This window comes from Mesorhizobium sp. ORS 3428, from assembly GCF_001854785.1.
GTDB lineage: Bacteria > Pseudomonadota > Alphaproteobacteria > Rhizobiales > Rhizobiaceae > Mesorhizobium.
In genome coordinates this window covers 102282-119196 of the sequence record NZ_MDFL01000110.1, presented here as the reverse complement: position 1 = coordinate 119196, position 16915 = coordinate 102282, and the positions used below count along the sequence as shown (strand labels likewise).

The window sequence follows — 16915 nt, the reverse complement described above, 5'->3', positions numbered from 1 at the left end:
ACGAGGAGGATTGTCGGATGGCCAGTGAAATCAACGCCAAGGGAGTTCCCCTCCCCTATACCGGCGCTTCCACCCATTGGTTTTCCGCAACCGCGGGCGTTTCGACACTGTACGGAACGTCCGGCAACGATTCCTTCTGGGGCGACTCCAGCCTCAAGGTCACCATGTACGGCGGCGCAGGCGACGACTACTACCACCTCTATTCGACGAAAAACGTACCGGTCGAATACGCTGGGCAGGGCATCGACACGATCGACACCTGGATGAGCTACAAGCTCCCCGACAATTTCGAGAACCTCGTCGTCACCGGCGACAACCGCTATGCGTTCRGCAACTCGCTCGACAACATCATCAAGGGCGGCACCGGCAGCCAGACGATWGACGGCGGCAAGGGCAACGACGTGCTGATCGGCGGCGGCGGCGCCGACACGTTCATCATCAGCAAGGGCAACGGCAGCGACCTGATCACCGATTTCGGCGCGGACGACACCGTGCGTCTCAACGGCTACAGCTTCAAGACGTTCGCCGACGTCCAGGCACATCTGGTCCAGGCGGGAGCGAACCTTGTGCTGAATTTCGGAAACGGCGAGACGCTGGTTTTCAACAACACCACCGCCGACAAGCTGCTGCCCAGCCAGTTCGAGCTGCCGATCGACAAGACCGGAATGAAGCTGTCCTTCAGCGACGAATTCAACGCGCTGAGCCTTCACAACAGCCAGGGCGGCACGTGGTCTACCAACTTCTGGTGGGGGGCGCCGAACGGCAGCACCTTGAGCGGCAACAACGAGCTGCAATGGTATATCGACGCCAACTACGCTCCGACGAGTTCCGTCCACCCTTGGAGCGTATCCAACGGCGTGCTCACCATCACCGCCGCGCAGGCGTCGGCGGACATCAAGCCGCTGATCAACAACCACGACTACACGTCCGGCCTCCTGACCACCCACGACTCCTTCTCGCAGACCTACGGCTATTTCGAAATGCGGGCCGACCTGCCCGAGCACGCCGGCGCCTGGCCGGCCTTCTGGCTGCTGCCGGAAGACGGCTCGTGGCCGCCGGAGCTCGACGTCATGGAAATGTACGGCCAGAACCCGAACACGCTTCTGATGACCGCGCACACGAACGAGACCGGAACGCACACCATGGTCTCGTCCGCGGTGAATGTCTCGAACACCGCCGGGTTCCACACCTATGGCGTGCTCTGGACGCCGGACAAGCTCGTCTGGACCTATGACGGCGTGCAGGTCGCGGAAGCGGCGACGCCGTCCGACATGCACAAGCCCATGTACATGCTGGTCGACCTTGCGGTCGGCGGTCAGGCCGGTGCGCCGCCGGACCATCTCTCAACGCCTGCCCAGATGAAGATCGACTACATCCACGCCTATACGCTGGACAACTGGAACCACACGGTTTAGGCGACCCGCACAATGTTTCGGGGTCGTGTTCCGTCCGGGGAAGCGGGATTGATTGCGCAGCCCAGCCTGCGGCCGGTGCTGCTGCGCGCCATTGCCGATGTCGGCGTCTTCTCGCTGCTGATCAACATCCTGCTTCTGGTGATCCCGCTCTATCTGCTGCAGGTCTATGACCGCGTGCTGCCCTCCTCCAGCCTCGAGACGCTCGTCTACCTGTCGGCCATGGCGGTAGCGGCGCTCGCCTTTCTGGGCCTGCTCGACGCCGTGCGCTCCATCTACACGCAGCGCGTCGCGGCTACCGTCGACGGCAAGCTGGGCGCCGGCACATTCGCTGCCGCGCTGGCGCCAAAACATGCCGGCGGCGCACTGTCGCCGCTGCGCGACCTCGCCTCGGTCTGCGCCTTCATCAGGTCGCGCGGCGTGCCCGTGCTGTTCGACCTGCCCTTCGCTCCTGTCTTCCTCGCGCTGCTCTACCTCATCCATCCGGTCCTGTTCTGGGTGACGCTCGCCGGCACGGCGGTGCTTGTCGCGCTGGTCGTGGCGAACCAGCTTGCCATCGGTAGGAACGATGCCTTGTCCTCCGAACGCTCGGCGCTCGCCAGCCAGGCGGAGCAGGTCTTTGCCCGCAATGCCGAAACGCTGCGCGCCATGGGCATGGTCGAGAACGCCGCGCGGGTCTGGAGCCGGCACGTCGCGGAAGCGCTGACGCTCTATGACCGTTCCTCGACCGCCAACGCCATTTTCAGCGGCGCCTCGCGGGCGCTGCGCATGGTGCTGCAGCTGGCGATCCTGGGCGTCGGCGCATGGCTGGTGCTGGAAGGGCAGATGACGGCCGGCATGATCTTCGCCTCCTCGCTGGTGTCGTCGCGCGCGCTGCAGCCGCTCGACCAGCTCATCGGCTGCTGGCGGCAGATCGTCGATGCCCGGCGGGCCTGGACGCGGCTGGAAAAGGCGCTTGCGGCCCATCCGGCCGAAGCGCGCAAACTCACCTTGCCGGATCCGTCGGGCGCGATTTCGGTGCAGGACGTCTTCTTCATGGCACCGAATGCCCAGCCCGGCACCGAGCCCATCCTCAAGCGGCTGAACTTCGCCGTTCGCGCCGGCGAAGCGGTGGCGATCGTCGGCCCGAGCGGCGCCGGCAAATCGACATTGGCGCGGCTGCTCGTCGGCGCTACCCAGCCGACCGGCGGCTCGGTCAGGATTGACGGCGCCGACCTCAGGACCTGGGACGAAAACCAGATCGGAAGGCATATCGGCTACCTCGCGCAGGAGGTGGAGCTCTTTCCCGGATCGATCGCGGAAAACGTCGCCCGCTTCGACCCCCACGCGAAGGACGGCGCGATCGTCGAGGCCGCGACGCGCGCCGAGGTGCATGAGCTGATCCTGGCGCAGCGCGACGGCTACCAGACCATGGTCGGCCCTTCGGACAGGACGCTGTCGGGCGGCGAGCGCCAGCGGATCGGGCTGGCGCGCGCCTTCTACGGCAATCCGCGCATCCTCGTGCTCGACGAGCCCAGTTCCCATCTCGACGGCAGTGGCGAGGCGGCGCTCGAAGCGGTGCTCGTCGCGGCGCGGGCCGCCGGCGTCACGACGATCGTGATCACGCATCGCCCGTCCATCGCCACGGCCTGCGACCGCGTGATGATCTTGYGCGGCGGCGTCATCGAAGCCTTCGGGCCGAACGCCGAGGTGCTGCGCCGGCCGGCCGCGACCAAGGGCGCCGGCAAGGGTGGTGTTCCCGCGCAGAAGAGCACGGTGGTGAGCGGCTCATTCGCGCCGACGATGCGCACGCAGAGCGTCCGCTTCGGGTCCTAGACGATGACGGTCGAGACTATTGCCTGGAACAGCCAGCCGCGCACCGACATAAGGCGCGTGGCCCTCACCGGCTACGCGGCGATTGCGCTGCTGGCGGGCGGCTTCGGCTATTGGGCCGCCACCGCGCCGCTCTCCGGCGCCGTGATCACGCGGGGCACGATCTCGGCGACCGGCGGCAACATCCTCATCCAGCAGCCCGAAGGCGGCATCATCCAGCAGCTGCTGGTCCATGAAGGCGACCGCGTGCAGCAGGGCCAGGACCTGGTCATCCTCGACAAGACGGCCGCGCAGGCCGAGCTCAACCGGCTGACAAGACAGTCGATCGCGCTCAAGGCAAGCGCCGCGCGGCTGGAGGCGGAGCGCGACGGACTGGACAGGCTGGCTCCGATCACCGAGGCCGCGCCGGCGCCGTTCCAGCAGGATTTTGAAAATCTCATCCGCGAGCAGCAGAAGGAGTTCGACGCCAGGCTCGCCCGATTCCGCTCGGAGCAGTCGATCCTGTCGCAACGGGCCGCCATGCATCGCGAGTCGGTCCAGGGGTTGAACGCCCAGAAGCAGGCAATCCAGCAGCAGTCCGAGGTGGTGAAGAAGGAACTCGGCATCAAGACCGGCCTGCTCGACAAAGGCCTCACCAACCGCTCCGAATATTCGCAGCTTCTGCGCAGCGAGGCCGACCTGGTCGGCCAGGCCGGCGCGCTGGAAGCAAATCTCGCCGCGGCCAACAGCCAGATCGTCGAGGCGCAGGTGCAGGTCGAGCGCCTGACCACGCAGCGCGTCGAGGAAGCGCTGACCAAGCTCGACGAGGTTCGCACCAACCTCGCCGACATCGAGGAACAGATGCGGGCAGCCGAAGCGGTGCTCAAGCGCACGACGATCAAGGCGCCGGCATCGGGCATCGTCGTGTCCTCGATCTATAATTCCAAAGGCAGCGTCATCGCGGCCGGCGAAAAGATCATGGAAATCCTGCCGACCGCGTCAGGCCTTGTCGTCGATGCCAGGCTGCGGCCGAGGGACATCGACCAGGTGCGCGTCGGCCAGCCGGCGAAACTGAGGCTGTCGGCGCTCAACATGCGCCTGACGCCCGAGGTGTCGGCCACCGTGACGCAGATCTCCGCCGACCGGCTGGTCGACCAGACGACGCACGAGCCCTATTTCCGCGCCAAGCTGAAGATCGCCGACGAACTGCCGCCCGGCGTCAAGCCTGAACAGCTCTATCCGGGCACGCCTGTCGAGGCCTTCATCAACACCGGCGACCGCACCTTCTTCGAGTATCTCGCGCGGCCGATGATGGACTCGTTCGCGCGGGCGTTTAAGGAGAGGTGAGCGGCGCGGTCCGCCATCGCGCACCGCTCTCCGCTTTCCAGGGGCGGCATGACGCTCAGACGGCGATGTGAAGCGCTCCGTACCGTTTCACTTCGGCCTCGATTTCCCTGACCAAGGTGTCCAGCGCGGCATTTCGCGAATTGCGCGCGCGCCTGACCACGTAAGCCAGGTCCGGCGGCTTGGGAAAGTCCTTGTCGACAATCTCCATGCCGGGTTGCAGGTGCCGCTGACTCAACAGCGCGACRCCGAGCCCCGCAGTCACGCCTGCAATGATTCCCGCCGCGCTGGAGCATTCGAACACGGTCTCGAACACGGTCCCCTCGTCCTGCCCTAGATCGAGGCCCCAACGCCGATAGAAACAGTTCTCATCGAAGGAAAGGAACGGGATCGGCTTGTCCTTCGACAGGATCAGGTCGGGAGACTTGACCCAGTGCAGCGTTTCACGGAACAGGACGATGTCGGCGGGACGAACCTCATGCTGGAATACCTGGACGATGGCGGCATCAAGGGCTCCTCGGCTGAGCAGGTCCTGCAAGACGAGGCTCATGCGCACTTGCGTACGGACGCTCACATCCGGGTAGAGCCGGCGAAACCGACCAAGRATGCGTGAGAGATCCGTACAGGTCGTATCCTCGGTCATTCCCAGCGCGATCTTGCCTTGCAGCGTGCTTTTCGAGAGGCTCAGGATCGCTTCGTCATGGATTCCCAGGATGCGCCGCGCGTAACTCAGKAGATCGTGCCCGGCCGTGGTGAACATMGGCGCATTGGCTTTCCGGCTGAAGATTTCGCAGTCGAGGCTCGCTTCCAATCTCCTCATCTTGTGGCTGACAGCCGATTGCGACAAGCCGAGTGCCTCGGCCGCCCGCGTGACACCACCATGCTTCTCGATCGCGACCAACGCCCGCAAGGCATCGACATCCAGGCGGCGGCTCATAACTCCAGCCATGACAGTCCTCGTTCGGTGCGAAAGCTACGCGCCAACTTCTGACGCAGAAGCCGCTTTCAGACAAAGCAATATGCCATATTTCATGGCACATTCATGAGCACATCGAAATTTGTCATGTGCAACTGCGTGTGCGTGTCGCCATAAGTCTCGACCAACATTGCCTGTGATCGCTTGCGGAGCACGGGCGCTCGGAAAAGACAGCCCATGGCGCCCCTGCAGAACAAGACGCATCCCCTCGTCTGGCCGATCATGGCGACAGCCCTGGTTCTCAGTTGGAGTTCCGGCTTCGTCGGCATCCGCTACGCCAGCGAGAACGCAGATGTCATGCTGGTCCTGTTCTGGCGAAACTTGATGTCCGGCCTGTTGCTCATGCCGTTTGYGCTCCTGATCGGGCCGCGCATCAGCCCACACGCCTTGCTTCAGCAGATGGTGTTCGGCGTCGCGATGATGTTCCTCTATCTGGGCGGCTTCGCGCTTGCCATCGGCCAGCGTGTGCCGACCGGCCTCGTCGCGCTCATTTCCGATCTTGTCCCTCTCGCCATCGCAGCTTTGTCGCAGCCGATTCTGGGCCACCGATTGAGCGGGAGACAATGGATCGGAACGGCTCTCGGCGTGACGGGTGTGCTTATCGTCTCGCTGGACAGCCTGAGCCTCGGGACGGCCCCGGCCTGGGCATATGTCCTGACTGTCGCTTCCATGATGGTTCTGGCGCTGGCAACGGTGGTGCAGAAGCGGATGGGGACGATCAACATGCCCATCCATCAGAGTCTCTGCATTCAATGCCTGACGGCCGCGATCCCTTTCGCCGCCTGTGCTGGATGGAATGGCGGACTGATGCCGCCTCTCGATAGCCGTTTCGCCTTCGGCATAGCCTGGCTGGTGCTGTTTTCGACCTTCTTCTGCTACAGCACCTATTATGCGAGCCTGCGTCTTTACGCAGCCGCACAGGTCAGCAGCGTGATCTATCTCAGCCCGCAGGTGACGATGCTCTGGGGCTGGTGGATGTTCGGCGAGACGCTCTYGAAGGCGATGTTCCTCGGCCTTGCGGTGACGCTATTCGGGGTCTGGCTCACCTCGTCGCGGAGCAAAGCATCGAAGCACGAGGCAGGTTTAGGCTCAGTCGAGCAGCCTATCGGGTAATCATGGACATCAAGGAGGTGAACCCCATGAAGCTGACAGATTTCAAGGCCCTGACCTTCGACTGCTACGGCACGCTGATCGACTGGGAATCCGGCATGATCGACGGCCTGAAGCCGCTGACCGAGCGGACTGGTCGTCATTTGAGCCGCAACGAGATTCTGGAGGCGCACGCCCGGCACGAATCCAGTCAGCAGAAATGGACCCCGGAAAAACGCTACCGCGACCTTCTGGCGATCGTCTACAAGCGGCTTGCCGAGGAATGGGGTGTCATCGTCACTCCAGAGGAATGCATCGCCTATGGCGAAAGCGTGAAGAACTGGCCTGCCTTTGCCGACTCCGCGAAGTCCTTGCAGTATCTCAAGCAGCACTACAAGCTGATCATCCTCTCCAACGTCGACAACGAGAGCTTCTCGTTCAGCAATAAGAAGCTCGGGGTGGATTTCGATGCGATCTACACGGCGGAAGATATCGGCTCCTACAAGCCTTCCGACCGGAACTTCGACTATATGCTCGAAAAGCTCGGGACGATCGGCGTCGAGAAGCGGCAGATCCTGCACACGGCCGAAAGCATGTTCCATGACCATGTTCCCGCCAACCGCTGCGGTCTGGCATCGTGCTGGATCTATCGTCGCCACGCCGATCAGGGCTTCGGCGCCACCATGCACCCCGGCGACATGCCGAAGGTGGATTTCCGCTTCGACAGCATGGCCGAGCTCGTGAAAGCCCACAGCGAAGAATTGCGTGCCTGATACCTGAACCGAACAGCTTTATCCCGCGCCGGCCGAGGCCTTCATCAACACCGGCGACCGGACCTTCTTCGAGTATCTCGCGCGACCGATGATGGATTCGTTCGCGTGGGCGTTTACGGAGCGGCAGGCACGCGCGGCAGGCCTCGAGATGCCCGTTGCGCGACGCGTTCGATGGCCGGTGCGGTCAGGCTTCCGTGGTCATTGCCGGCGCTCCGGCCCTGGGGATCGGGGCGAGAGYCATCGGCTCGTACTGAGCCAGTCTTCGCAGTCCCGCGAGGTCTGTCAAATCGATGAGGCGCGAGTTGCTGGTGATGAGCTGTTCGGCGCGCAGCTGCTGCATTACGCGATTGAGATGGGGCACGCTCAACCCGAGCGCGTCGGCCATGACTTCCTGCGAAAATGGCAAGTCGAAACTCGCCTCGTCCGCGCGTCCAACCTCCARAAGACGCGAGTGGATTTCGAGCAAAAGATGCGCCAGCCTTTCAATCGGCGTGCGCCGGCCCAGATTGACGATGTGTTCCGAGTAGGTCGCCGCCTCTTCGGCGGCGAGCCAGCTTAAAACCAAACCGAATTGCGGCTGCTCGTAGCAAAGACGAATGTAAGAATCGAACGGGCAGACAGCGTAAGTCAGTTCGCTCACGGCAACGACCGCAGAGCCCGATCGATCGAAAAAGCTGACGGGGATTCCAATGACGTCGCCCGGCAGGATGAGCTTGAGGATTTGCCGCTTGCCGCTTCGAAGCAACCTGTAGCGGATCGCATAACCGTCTTTGACGAAACACAGGTTTCGGAACTCCGAGCCGCGAACAATGAGTTCCTCCCGCTTCCGGAAGGAAAGATCGCGCTCGAAGATGGACGCAAGGCTCGCGATTTCGGCCGCATTCARCTTCATTGCGCGCGTCAGTCGCGTCACGATCGGGTGGCCGGTCAGCGGCATGCCAGGGTCCCAAGCTTCATGATCTGCGGCGAAACTTTCCTAGGATTATTAATCTGGATCAATGAACAAAATCATCAAACGAAAGTTGTATTGACGGGCCCGCCTGGGCCGCCGCGAATGCCCAAAAAAGCAGGCGTGTTCTTCACAGTCTTGCGTGAAAAAAAGCGAGTTCGGGATCTGGGGACAACAGCGAGAGCCGTCAGACGGCTCCAGGTCTAAGGAGGAACAACTGATGCCATTCGACGATGAAAACGCCGCCAATATATCGCGCCGCACCGTACTGCACGCCGGCGCCGCTTTGCTTGGCGGTGCCGTTCTGCCCTATTCCAATTTTGCGGCCTTCGCGGCCGACGACAAGCCCGCAATCGGCACATGGMCGGTCGGATCGCAGGGCGGCACCGTCTATATCGGGGCCGCGGTGCCGCTCACGGGCACCTATGCCGCGCAGGGCGCTGACGAATTGAAAGGCTGGCAGCTCGCGGTCGAGCACATCAACAACGGCCACGAGCTGATGAAGGCGATGGCGCCGAAGGTCGACAAAGGGTTGCTCGGCAAGAAGGTGGAGCTGTTGTCCGCCGACAGCGCGGCCAAGCCGAACCAGGCCGTCGAGGTCGAGCAGAATTTCATCAACCAGAACAAGATCATCCTGATGACCGGTTCGACTTCGTCGGCGGTCGCGGTCGCCCTCAACAAGTTCGCGCAGCGCGAAAAGATCCTCTACGTCGCGGGGATTTCCGGCTCGAACGACACCACCGGCAAGGACTGCGTCCGCTACGGCTTCCGCCAGGACTTCTATGGCCAGACCGCCGCCAACGCGATCGGCCCGATCCTGCTGAAGACCTACGGCAAGGGAAAGAAAGCGGCGTTCATGACGCCGGATTACACCTACGGCCACACCGTCACCAAGTCGGTGAACGATTACCTGACCTCGCAGGGCGGATGGGAGATGGTGACCAACCAGATCTCGCCGCTGGGCACCCAGGATTTCAGCCAGTATCTGACGAACATCGCCAACTCGGGCGCCGAATTCATCGTCAACGTCAACTGGGGCCGCGACGCGGTGCTGTCGATCCAGCAGGCCAAGCAGTTCGGCCTGACCCCGACCATGAAGATGGTGGTGCCCTACCAGATCCCCTTCCTTGCCAAGGAAGTGGGGCCTGAGCTGACGGCGGGCGTTTTCGCCGCCACCGATTTCTGGTGGACCCTGGAGGACAAGTATCCGCTCGCCAAGCAGTTCGTGGATGCGTTCCAGAAAAAGTTCAACTACCGGCCGGAATGGGGCGCCGAAAACTCCTATGTCAGCCTGGCGCACTGGGCGCGCATGGTTTCCGAGGCCGGCAGCTTCTACCCGCCGGACGTCATCAAGCAGTACGAGAAGGGCGAGACCATCCCTTCGCTGGTCGGCGATGTCCGCTATCGGCCGGAAGATCATCAGTGCGTGCGGCCCGTCGTGCTTGTCCAGGGCAAGGACCCCAAGGACATGAAGAGCGACGACGACTACTGGAATGTGGTCGAGGTGGTCGACGGCGCGCCGCTGATGCAGAAGCCCGACGCGTTCGGCTGCAACCTTGGCGGCTACACCTGATACCTTCCAGCGCCCTCCTTCGCCGCCGCGGGCGGAGGAGGCGTTCGCATTCGGACCGGCCCCGGCAGGTCGCGCAGACGGGTTCGCCCTCCGGCATCGAACACCGGGATGCCGATTGTTCGCGACTTGTCCGCCAGGCCCTTGGCGGCGCGAAGCGCGGGGACATATGCTTCATGATTAAGGTGGGCGCAGCGTGATCAACTGGGCAAATTTCATCTCGCAGTGCTTCAACGGGCTCGTGCTCGGCGCGCTCCTGGCGCTGATCTCCTCCGGGCTGACGATCATCTACGGCACGCTCGGCGTCCTCAACCTCGCCCACGGCGCGATGTTCATGCTCGGGGGCTATGCCGGCTGGTTCACCTACACCTATACCGGGTCGTTCCTGGCCGCGGTGGTGGCCGGATCGCTGTTCGTGATGATCGTCGGAGTGGTGGTCGAGCGGCTGATCATCCGCCATTTCTACACGCGCCCGCATGAGGACCAGCTCCTCGTCACGTTCGGGCTCGGCATCGTCTTCGTCGAGACGGTCCGCTTCTTCTTCGGCAGCCTCTCGCGCACGATACCGCCGCCCCCGCCGCTGGTCGGCATCACCCATCTGGGCTTCATGGTCTATCCTACCTACCGCCTGGCCCTGCTYGGCATCGTCGCCGTCGCGCTGCTGGCGCTCTACTTCGTGCTCTATCGCACCCGCATCGGAATGATCGTTCGAGCGGGCATCGAGGATTCCGTGATGGTCGATTCGCTCGGGATCGACGTCTACAGGGTCTTCATGCTCGTCTTCGGCATCGGCGCGATGGCGGCGGGGTTCGCAGGCATCGTCAACGCACCCGTGGTGTCGATCGCGCCCGATGTCGGCGAGGCCATACTTGTCCAGACCTTCGTCGTCGTGGTGATCGGCGGGGTCGGCTCCTTTCCCGGCGCGATCATCGGCGGTCTCATCGCCGGCGAGATCATCAGCATCACCTCGATGTTCAATCCCGGTTACTCCTACGTCATGCTGTTCGTGGCGATGACGCTGGTGCTGGTGCTTCGCCCCCGTGGYCTGCTCGGCACGGCAGGGCGCGAGTAGACGCGGTCGGCCATGCGCATCAAACGTCCCTTCCTCGTCGAGCTTCTGACGGCAGTGGCGCTGATACTGGCGCCGTTCGTGCTGCCCCATCTCGGCTTCTCGCCCAGCACCATCAACCGCATCCTCATCTGGGGCCTGTACGGTATCGGCTTCGATATCCTGTTCGGCTATACGGGATTGCTGTCCTTTGGCCAGTCGGCCTTCTACGGCACCGGCGGCATGTTCGCCGCCTACCTCCTGACCGAAGCCGGCTTTCCCTACGTCATGGCGGCAATTGTCATCGGCGCGGTCGTGGCGGGTGCCGTCGGCTATGTGATCGGCCTCATCGCGCTGCGGCGCACCGGCATCTATTTTGCCATGATCACGGTGGCGATCGCCGAAGTGTTCTTCTTCGTCGAATTCAATCCGCTGTCGGCATTCACGGGCGGYGAGAACGGCCTGCCCGGGGTGCCCACCCCGGTCTTCAATCTCGGCTTCAAGGTGTTCGAGTTCAACACCGACTGGACGATGTATACCTTCCTGGCGTTCTGGTATTTCGTGGGCATTGTCATCGCGCTGCGCATCGTGCACTCGCCCGTCGGCGCGATCCTTTCGGCGATCCGCGACAATCCGCTGCGCGCCGCGGCGCTCGGCCATAACATCCACGGCTACAAGCTCACGGCCTTCGTGGTGGCGGCGATCTATGCCGGGTTCGCCGGCGGCCTGCTGGGCGTCATGCAGGGCTTCATGCCGCCGGACGCCTTCATGTTCGACACATCCGGCCAGGTCGTCATGCAGACGGCGATCGGCGGCACCGGCACTTTGTACGGGCCGCTGGTGGGCGCGACGGTGTGGCTCTACCTCAGCGACTTTTTCCAGAACACATTGCATCTCGGCGCGACCTGGAAGCTGGTGCTCGGCGTCGTCTTCGTGCTCCTGGTGTGCTYCCTGCGGCGCGGCATCGTCGGGGCGATCGTCGACCTCTATGGGCTGGCAGCAGGCCGCAAGAGCATCGAGCCAGCCGAGGCCTCGATCGAGAGCGCGCCCTTCAACGCGGCCGGCATCGAGCCCATGCCGCCGCGCCGGCGCGGCGGCACGCCGGCGTCCGGGCCGATCCTGCAGGCGCGGGGCCTCACCAAGCGCTATGGCGGCATCGTCGCCAACAGCGACATCGACTTTGCTGTCGATCACGGCGAAAGGCGGGGCATTATCGGGCCGAACGGCGCGGGCAAGACCACCTTCTTCAAGATGCTCACCTGCGAGATCAAGCCGACCTCCGGCCAGATCATGTTCGAGGGCCGCGACATCACAGGCATGGGCGTGTCCGACGTGTGCCAGCTCGGGCTGACCAAGAGCTACCAGATCAACCAGTTGTTCGACCGCCTGACGGTCAGGCGGAACCTGACGATCGCCGCCCTGGGCGAGACGCGCGGCAAGTTCAGGCTCGATCTGTTCAAGAGCCTGCACGGCGTTCCCGGTCTCGACGAGCAGGTCGAGCGGACGGCGGCGCTGGTGAACCTCACGGCGCGTCTCGACACGCCGGTTTCGGAACTGGCCTATGGCGAGAAGCGGCGGCTGGAAATCGGTCTGGCGCTGGCGACGTCGCCGAGCCTGCTCCTGCTCGACGAGCCGCTTGCCGGCATGAGCCCGCGCGAGCGCGTCGAGACGGTGGCGCTGCTCAAGTCTATCGCGCGCGGACGCACGATGATCATCATCGACCACGACATGGATTCGCTGTTCGAGCTGGTCGGGAAGGTGACGGTGCTGCAGGAGGGCAAAGTGCTGGTCGAAGGCACGCCCAGCGAGATCAAGACCAATGCGAAGGTGCAGGAGGCCTATCTCGGCGGCGTGAATGGAGAGATGGCATGAGCCTGCTCGAAGTCAGCGGACTGAACAGCTATTACGGCGACAGCCACATCCTGTTCGACGTCGGATTGAGGGTCGAGAAGAATGAGGTCGTGGCGCTGCTCGGGCGCAACGGGGCGGGCAAGTCGACCACGCTGAAGAGCCTGATGGGCGTGGTGACCCCGCGGACCGGTTCGGCCAAGCTCGACGGGGTGGAACTGGTCGGCAAGAAGGCGCACAGCATCGCCCGGCAAGGCATGCAGCTCGTGCATGAGAACCGGCGCATCTTCGGCAGCCTGAACGTCGAGGAAAACATCGTTCTGGCAGGATTGACCGCCGACAACCGGTGGCCGCTGGAGCGCATCTACTCCATGTTCCCGCCGCTGAGGGCGCGGCRCACAAGCCGCGGCACGGACCTGTCAGGCGGCGAGCAGCAGATGCTGGCCATTGCCCGTGCGCTGGTGCGCGATCCGAAGATCATTCTGCTCGATGAACCCTTCGAAGGGCTTGCCCCTGTCATCGTGCGCGACCTGGTGCGCGCCTGCCGCGAACTGACCGAGGCAGGGCAGACGATAGTGCTGGTGGAGCAGAACCTCGCCGCGACGCTCGCGTTGGCCAGCCGCGTCTATATCATCAACAACGGCCATATCGTCCACGAAGGGTCGGCCGCGGAACTCAAGGCAAAGCCGGGAATGCTGCAGCACTATCTCGGCGTTTAAGTGGTGAAAGCCTAACGCTTGGTACCCGACGTAGGGCAGCTCAGGGTGGAGAGCTGCCATCTACCGAGCAGTCTCAAAACGCTGTCGCGAACTTTGTCTCGCGCCGTGCTACACTGCGGCGCAGTTGGGGAAAATGCTTCACCGCTGCGGACAGGACAAAATGTTGACCTGAGAGAGTCGCCAGTCCGGATCAGAAACAAAACGACAGGGAGGATGATGTGTCACTCGACGCCAATGACTTCGATCAAGCAGTTGAAAAATACCACCTGGCGCTGGGTGAATTCATGAAAGGAAACCCCGCGCCTGCGGGGGACCTCTACTCCAAGGGAGACGATGTAACGCTGGGCAATCCCTTTGGCCCTTTCGCGCATGGATGGAAGCAGGTCGTTGAGACGATGGAGAAAGCGGCATCGTATTACAGGGACGGCGACGCTGCCGGCTTCGAGAACATAGCGAAGCGTGTGACGCCTGAGCTGGCATACCTCGTCGAAGTAGAGCGGCTCAGGTCCAAGGTTGGCGGTCGGAGCGATGTCACGCCTTTGGCGTTACGCGTGACGACCGTCTTTCGCCCAGAAGATGGTCTCTGGAAGATTGTGCATCGTCATGCCGATCCGATTACGACGACTCAGCCGGCAGATTCGGTACTCCGCCGATAGACGCGGTTGTGATCTGGGGAAGCGGTTCGATCTGCTGCGGCAGCCGTCCTGGGCTGCCATTCAGCGCGGGGTACCAAGCGTCAGGCTTTCACCACTGGGTCCAGTGCGTAGCCCGGCCGATGATGGATTCGTTCGCGCCGGCGTTCACGAAGCGGTAGCAACCGACGGCAGGCCGCCGGCTGTCGAGCCGTTCCTGCGGACCGGCAGGTCGGGGCCTCTCGGTCGGAAGTAAGGTAAAGGAGGTAGTCCCTAAGCCTTTTTCGGTGGTTGGCCTGCCGGGAGTGTCTTTCTATCCTTCGTCTTTTTGGTGCGGCATCAGCCGCGCGCGGCGTGCAGCACTGATTTGGAATACAGTAGCGGCGAGGGTCGCGCGGCCGGTGGGTTCAGTGATGAATCATATCGAGAGCACCGAGACAACATTCCTCCACCGTGTCTTCATCCTCATTGCACGATGGCTTTTGCGTCCACTTTGTGGACTGCGCGGCGGAGGCGGCCTGCTGTGCCTTGTTTCGTTATCCGCCGTCTTGCTGCTCGGATCTCCGGCAAAGGGCCAGTCGACTGCTGACGACAAGCTTGCCCCGAGAGACACGATCGAACTGCGCGTTTGGCACTGGACCGCGCTGCGCGACGGCGTTGTGGAGGGGCTGCAACTCAACCGAACCTTCAGCATCGACTCGACGGGCGAACTCGAACTTCCGAATATCGGCCGCATTGCCGCGGCAGGTCTGCGACCTGACGAGCTGGCGAAGCTGATTGCCGATCGCCTGCAAGCCAGGAGCGGCCTGRCCGAGCGGCCGGATACGATCGTCCAGCGCATACCGGAGCCGGCCRCCGAAACGACAGGTTCCGTTGAACCCACAGGCACTCAACCGGCGCCCGACCTGTCGGCCATTGCCGCGGCCAACGGCAGTTCGTCATCCGCAGCTTCGGAACGCAGCGATATCGAGAAGGGACCGGGGGCGGCACAACCGAACTGGCCCGAGATCCAAATATCCGGAGAGCCGGCGCAGAGGGTACCCGAGGCAGCCGACCAGGCTGCGCAAGCATCGCCCGGGGAGAATGAGCAGGCCTTGCGCCGCGAATTGGCGGCATTGCGATCGGCGCTAAATGTTATGCAGCGCAACGCAAGCGGGGCAAGCGCGCGGGCACGCGCAGAGGCTGACAGCGCGGCCAAGCAGGGACAAGCGCTGAAAGAGCAACGGCGAGTGGCTGAGGCGCTGGCGCGCGATCTCGAGGCGGCGCGGCGGGATATCGATGGCTTCAAGGCCAAAGCCGTTCAATGGGACGGCGAGAAGGCAGCGCTGCTTGGAGCGCAGCGCTCCATGGCAGCCTCTCAGGCTGACACCAAGCGAGCGCTTGATGCGGAGCGGCGCAAGGTTGAGGCTCTGGAACACGAACTCACCACCTCCCGCCAAACCATCGACGCTCTCAAGACAGGCGCAAATCAGGCTGCAGCCGAGCGGGCGAATGCCATCAAGGACCGGCAGGCCGCCGAGGCCGCGTTGAAGCAGGCGGGCGAAGCCCTCAGGCAGGAACGCGAACGAGCAGATTCCGCCGTGCGTGATCTCGACAATGTGCGCAAGGAGCGCGACGCTTCAAGGCAGTTCTCCRCAGAGTTGAGTGCGGCGGCGTTGGAGCAGCGTGAAAGGGCCACCGGTCTCGCCCGCAGCCTCACTGCCGCGCGTGAGACGGCGGACACCATCAAGGCTCATCGCCAACGACGCAGCGTGAGCATGAAACGCGCGGCGAAAGCACGTATCCCCGCAAGTGCGGTTGCAAGCGCGGCAGAGCGCCCGCGGGTCCAAGCTTTGCGCAAGGCTGGATTGCCGGACAAACTGAGATCCAAGGTCCAAATTCTGCCGCACCCCGATCAGACGGCGACCGAGATCATAGTTCTTCCCGCCGAATTGCTCCCAACGCACCCACCTGAGCTCGACCCAAGCGAATGAAGGGGGTGAGCCAAAGCTCAGCCGCAGCAGGAGTTCGGCAATGAAGAAATTCGCCGCAGCCGCTTTGACGATCGCGATCGCAACCGGGCCTGCCTCGGCTGTTGACGTAGGCGTGGGCGGCCAGGTCGGCGGCGTCGGCGTCAGTGCCGGGGTGAGCGCCGGTTCGCAAGGCGCCTCGGTGGGGGTGGGCGCGAGCGCCGACGGCCTAGGCGGCGCCAATGTCGGAGCATCCACGAGCGGCAGCGGATCGCTCGGCGCAGGCGTCAGTGCCGGCAGCAACCTGGGTGGCGTCAGCGCAGGCGTTTCGACGAGCATCGGCGCGGGCGACGATCCTTCCGCCGACAGCAGATCGGCAAGCGCTCCCGAGAGCCCGGCCGCGGTCACGACAGCTCCTGCTTCGCCAAAGTCCACGAGACAGGCTATCGTCCTGCCACCCGCCCTCAGGCCGACCAAAGCAGCCAATGGTGACTTCCGGCGCGTCACCAAAGGATATCCCTTTGGGTCTTGGGCGCTGTTGATCGCAAAACCCGGCACGCCGGTTGCCGTGGTGCGCGCCTGCCGCGCGGCGATCACCACCGTCGCGAAGCCGCTTGGCGCTGTGCGTGTTGATGTGGCAAGCGCAGGTCCCTTGCGTCAACGCCGAGGCACGCTTACGGCGCCGATCACGGTGCGCATAGCCTACGCAAGACAAGGCGGAATTGAAGTCCGGCAGGCGCACGTCGGCTGTCGCCTCAATGCAGCGGGGACCGTCACCGCAGTGACATAGCACCGCGCTGCATCGTCCATGGCAA

14 protein-coding genes are annotated in these 16915 nt (G+C 63.5%); 12 read left to right on the top strand and 2 right to left on the bottom strand.

Features of this window, described 5'->3' with window-relative positions; all coding sequences use genetic code 11:
- Window positions 1-17: 17 nt before the first annotated feature.
- Genes ORS3428_RS11680 through ORS3428_RS11670 form a run of 3 tightly spaced genes read left to right on the top strand, consistent with a single transcriptional unit; the run spans window position 18 to window position 4550 of the window.
- A complete protein-coding gene (locus ORS3428_RS11680) occupies window positions 18-1415 on the top strand; it encodes a family 16 glycosylhydrolase (protein ID WP_071097674.1) in 1398 nt (465 codons plus the stop codon).
- Between the two features lie 48 nt (window positions 1416-1463).
- Window positions 1464-3227, top strand: coding sequence for a type I secretion system permease/ATPase (locus ORS3428_RS11675; protein ID WP_244507931.1), 1764 nt, complete (start codon window positions 1464-1466; stop codon window positions 3225-3227).
- Window positions 3228-3230: 3 nt separating this feature from the next.
- The gene (locus ORS3428_RS11670; RefSeq protein ID WP_071097669.1) at window positions 3231-4550 is read left to right on the top strand and encodes an HlyD family type I secretion periplasmic adaptor subunit; all 1320 of its coding nucleotides are present in this window, start codon (window positions 3231-3233) and stop codon (window positions 4548-4550) included.
- A gap of 55 nt (window positions 4551-4605) precedes the next feature.
- Here ORS3428_RS11670 and ORS3428_RS11665 read toward each other — a convergent pair whose 3' ends face one another.
- Entirely contained in the window at window positions 4606-5496 is an 891-nt protein-coding gene (locus tag ORS3428_RS11665) for a LysR family transcriptional regulator (RefSeq protein WP_071097667.1), read from the bottom strand.
- 204 nt (window positions 5497-5700) lie between these two features.
- On the opposite strand from ORS3428_RS11665, the gene ORS3428_RS11660 reads away from it, so the two are divergent.
- Together ORS3428_RS11660 and ORS3428_RS11655 are read left to right on the top strand one after the other, a co-directional pair.
- Window positions 5701-6636: a DMT family transporter gene (locus tag ORS3428_RS11660; RefSeq protein WP_071097665.1), complete on the top strand. Its 936-nt coding sequence runs from the start codon at window positions 5701-5703 to the stop codon at window positions 6634-6636.
- A gap of 26 nt (window positions 6637-6662) precedes the next feature.
- Window positions 6663-7385: a haloacid dehalogenase type II gene (locus ORS3428_RS11655; RefSeq protein WP_071097723.1), complete on the top strand. Its 723-nt coding sequence runs from the start codon at window positions 6663-6665 to the stop codon at window positions 7383-7385.
- A 184-nt stretch (window positions 7386-7569) separates the two neighbouring features.
- Here ORS3428_RS11655 and ORS3428_RS11650 read toward each other — a convergent pair whose 3' ends face one another.
- The gene (locus ORS3428_RS11650; RefSeq protein ID WP_071097663.1) at window positions 7570-8322 is read right to left on the bottom strand and encodes a Crp/Fnr family transcriptional regulator; all 753 of its coding nucleotides are present in this window, start codon (window positions 8320-8322) and stop codon (window positions 7570-7572) included.
- A 232-nt stretch (window positions 8323-8554) separates the two neighbouring features.
- Here ORS3428_RS11650 and ORS3428_RS11645 point away from each other — a divergent pair, with 232 nt between their 5' ends.
- The 7 genes from ORS3428_RS11645 (at window position 8555) to ORS3428_RS11615 (ending at window position 16890) form a co-directional block, all read left to right on the top strand.
- Window positions 8555-9907 carry a substrate-binding protein gene (locus ORS3428_RS11645; protein WP_071097661.1) on the top strand — a complete coding sequence of 451 codons (1353 nt, stop codon included), beginning with the start codon at window positions 8555-8557 and terminating at the stop codon, window positions 9905-9907.
- Window positions 9908-10100: 193 nt separating this feature from the next.
- Window positions 10101-10976 carry a branched-chain amino acid ABC transporter permease gene (locus ORS3428_RS11640; protein ID WP_071097659.1) on the top strand — a complete coding sequence of 292 codons (876 nt, stop codon included), beginning with the start codon at window positions 10101-10103 and terminating at the stop codon, window positions 10974-10976.
- 12 nt (window positions 10977-10988) lie between these two features.
- Window positions 10989-12824, top strand: a complete 1836-nt coding sequence (locus ORS3428_RS11635; RefSeq protein ID WP_071097657.1) for a branched-chain amino acid ABC transporter ATP-binding protein/permease — start codon at window positions 10989-10991, stop codon at window positions 12822-12824.
- Entirely contained in the window at window positions 12821-13519 is a 699-nt protein-coding gene (locus ORS3428_RS11630) for an ABC transporter ATP-binding protein (protein WP_071097654.1), read from the top strand. Before ORS3428_RS11635 ends, ORS3428_RS11630 begins: the two co-directional genes overlap by 4 nt.
- 218 nt (window positions 13520-13737) lie before the next feature.
- Window positions 13738-14175 (top strand): YybH family protein, encoded by a 438-nt coding sequence (locus tag ORS3428_RS11625; RefSeq protein ID WP_244507930.1) that lies wholly within the window; start codon window positions 13738-13740, stop codon window positions 14173-14175.
- Between the two features lie 389 nt (window positions 14176-14564).
- Window positions 14565-16124 carry a polysaccharide biosynthesis/export family protein gene (locus ORS3428_RS11620; protein ID WP_131802882.1) on the top strand — a complete coding sequence of 520 codons (1560 nt, stop codon included), beginning with the start codon at window positions 14565-14567 and terminating at the stop codon, window positions 16122-16124.
- 40 nt (window positions 16125-16164) lie between these two features.
- Window positions 16165-16890 carry a hypothetical protein gene (locus ORS3428_RS11615; protein WP_071097650.1) on the top strand — a complete coding sequence of 242 codons (726 nt, stop codon included), beginning with the start codon at window positions 16165-16167 and terminating at the stop codon, window positions 16888-16890.
- The last annotated feature ends 25 nt before the right edge of the window (window positions 16891-16915 follow it).

Coding starts and splice junctions, on each gene's coding strand:
- ORS3428_RS11670 (WP_071097669.1), top strand. CDS start 3,231: ATGACGGTCGAGACTATTGCCTGGAACAGCCAGCCGCGCACCGACATA.
- ORS3428_RS11655 (WP_071097723.1), top strand. CDS start 6,663: ATGAAGCTGACAGATTTCAAGGCCCTGACCTTCGACTGCTACGGCACG.
- ORS3428_RS11615 (WP_071097650.1), top strand. CDS start 16,165: ATGAAGAAATTCGCCGCAGCCGCTTTGACGATCGCGATCGCAACCGGG.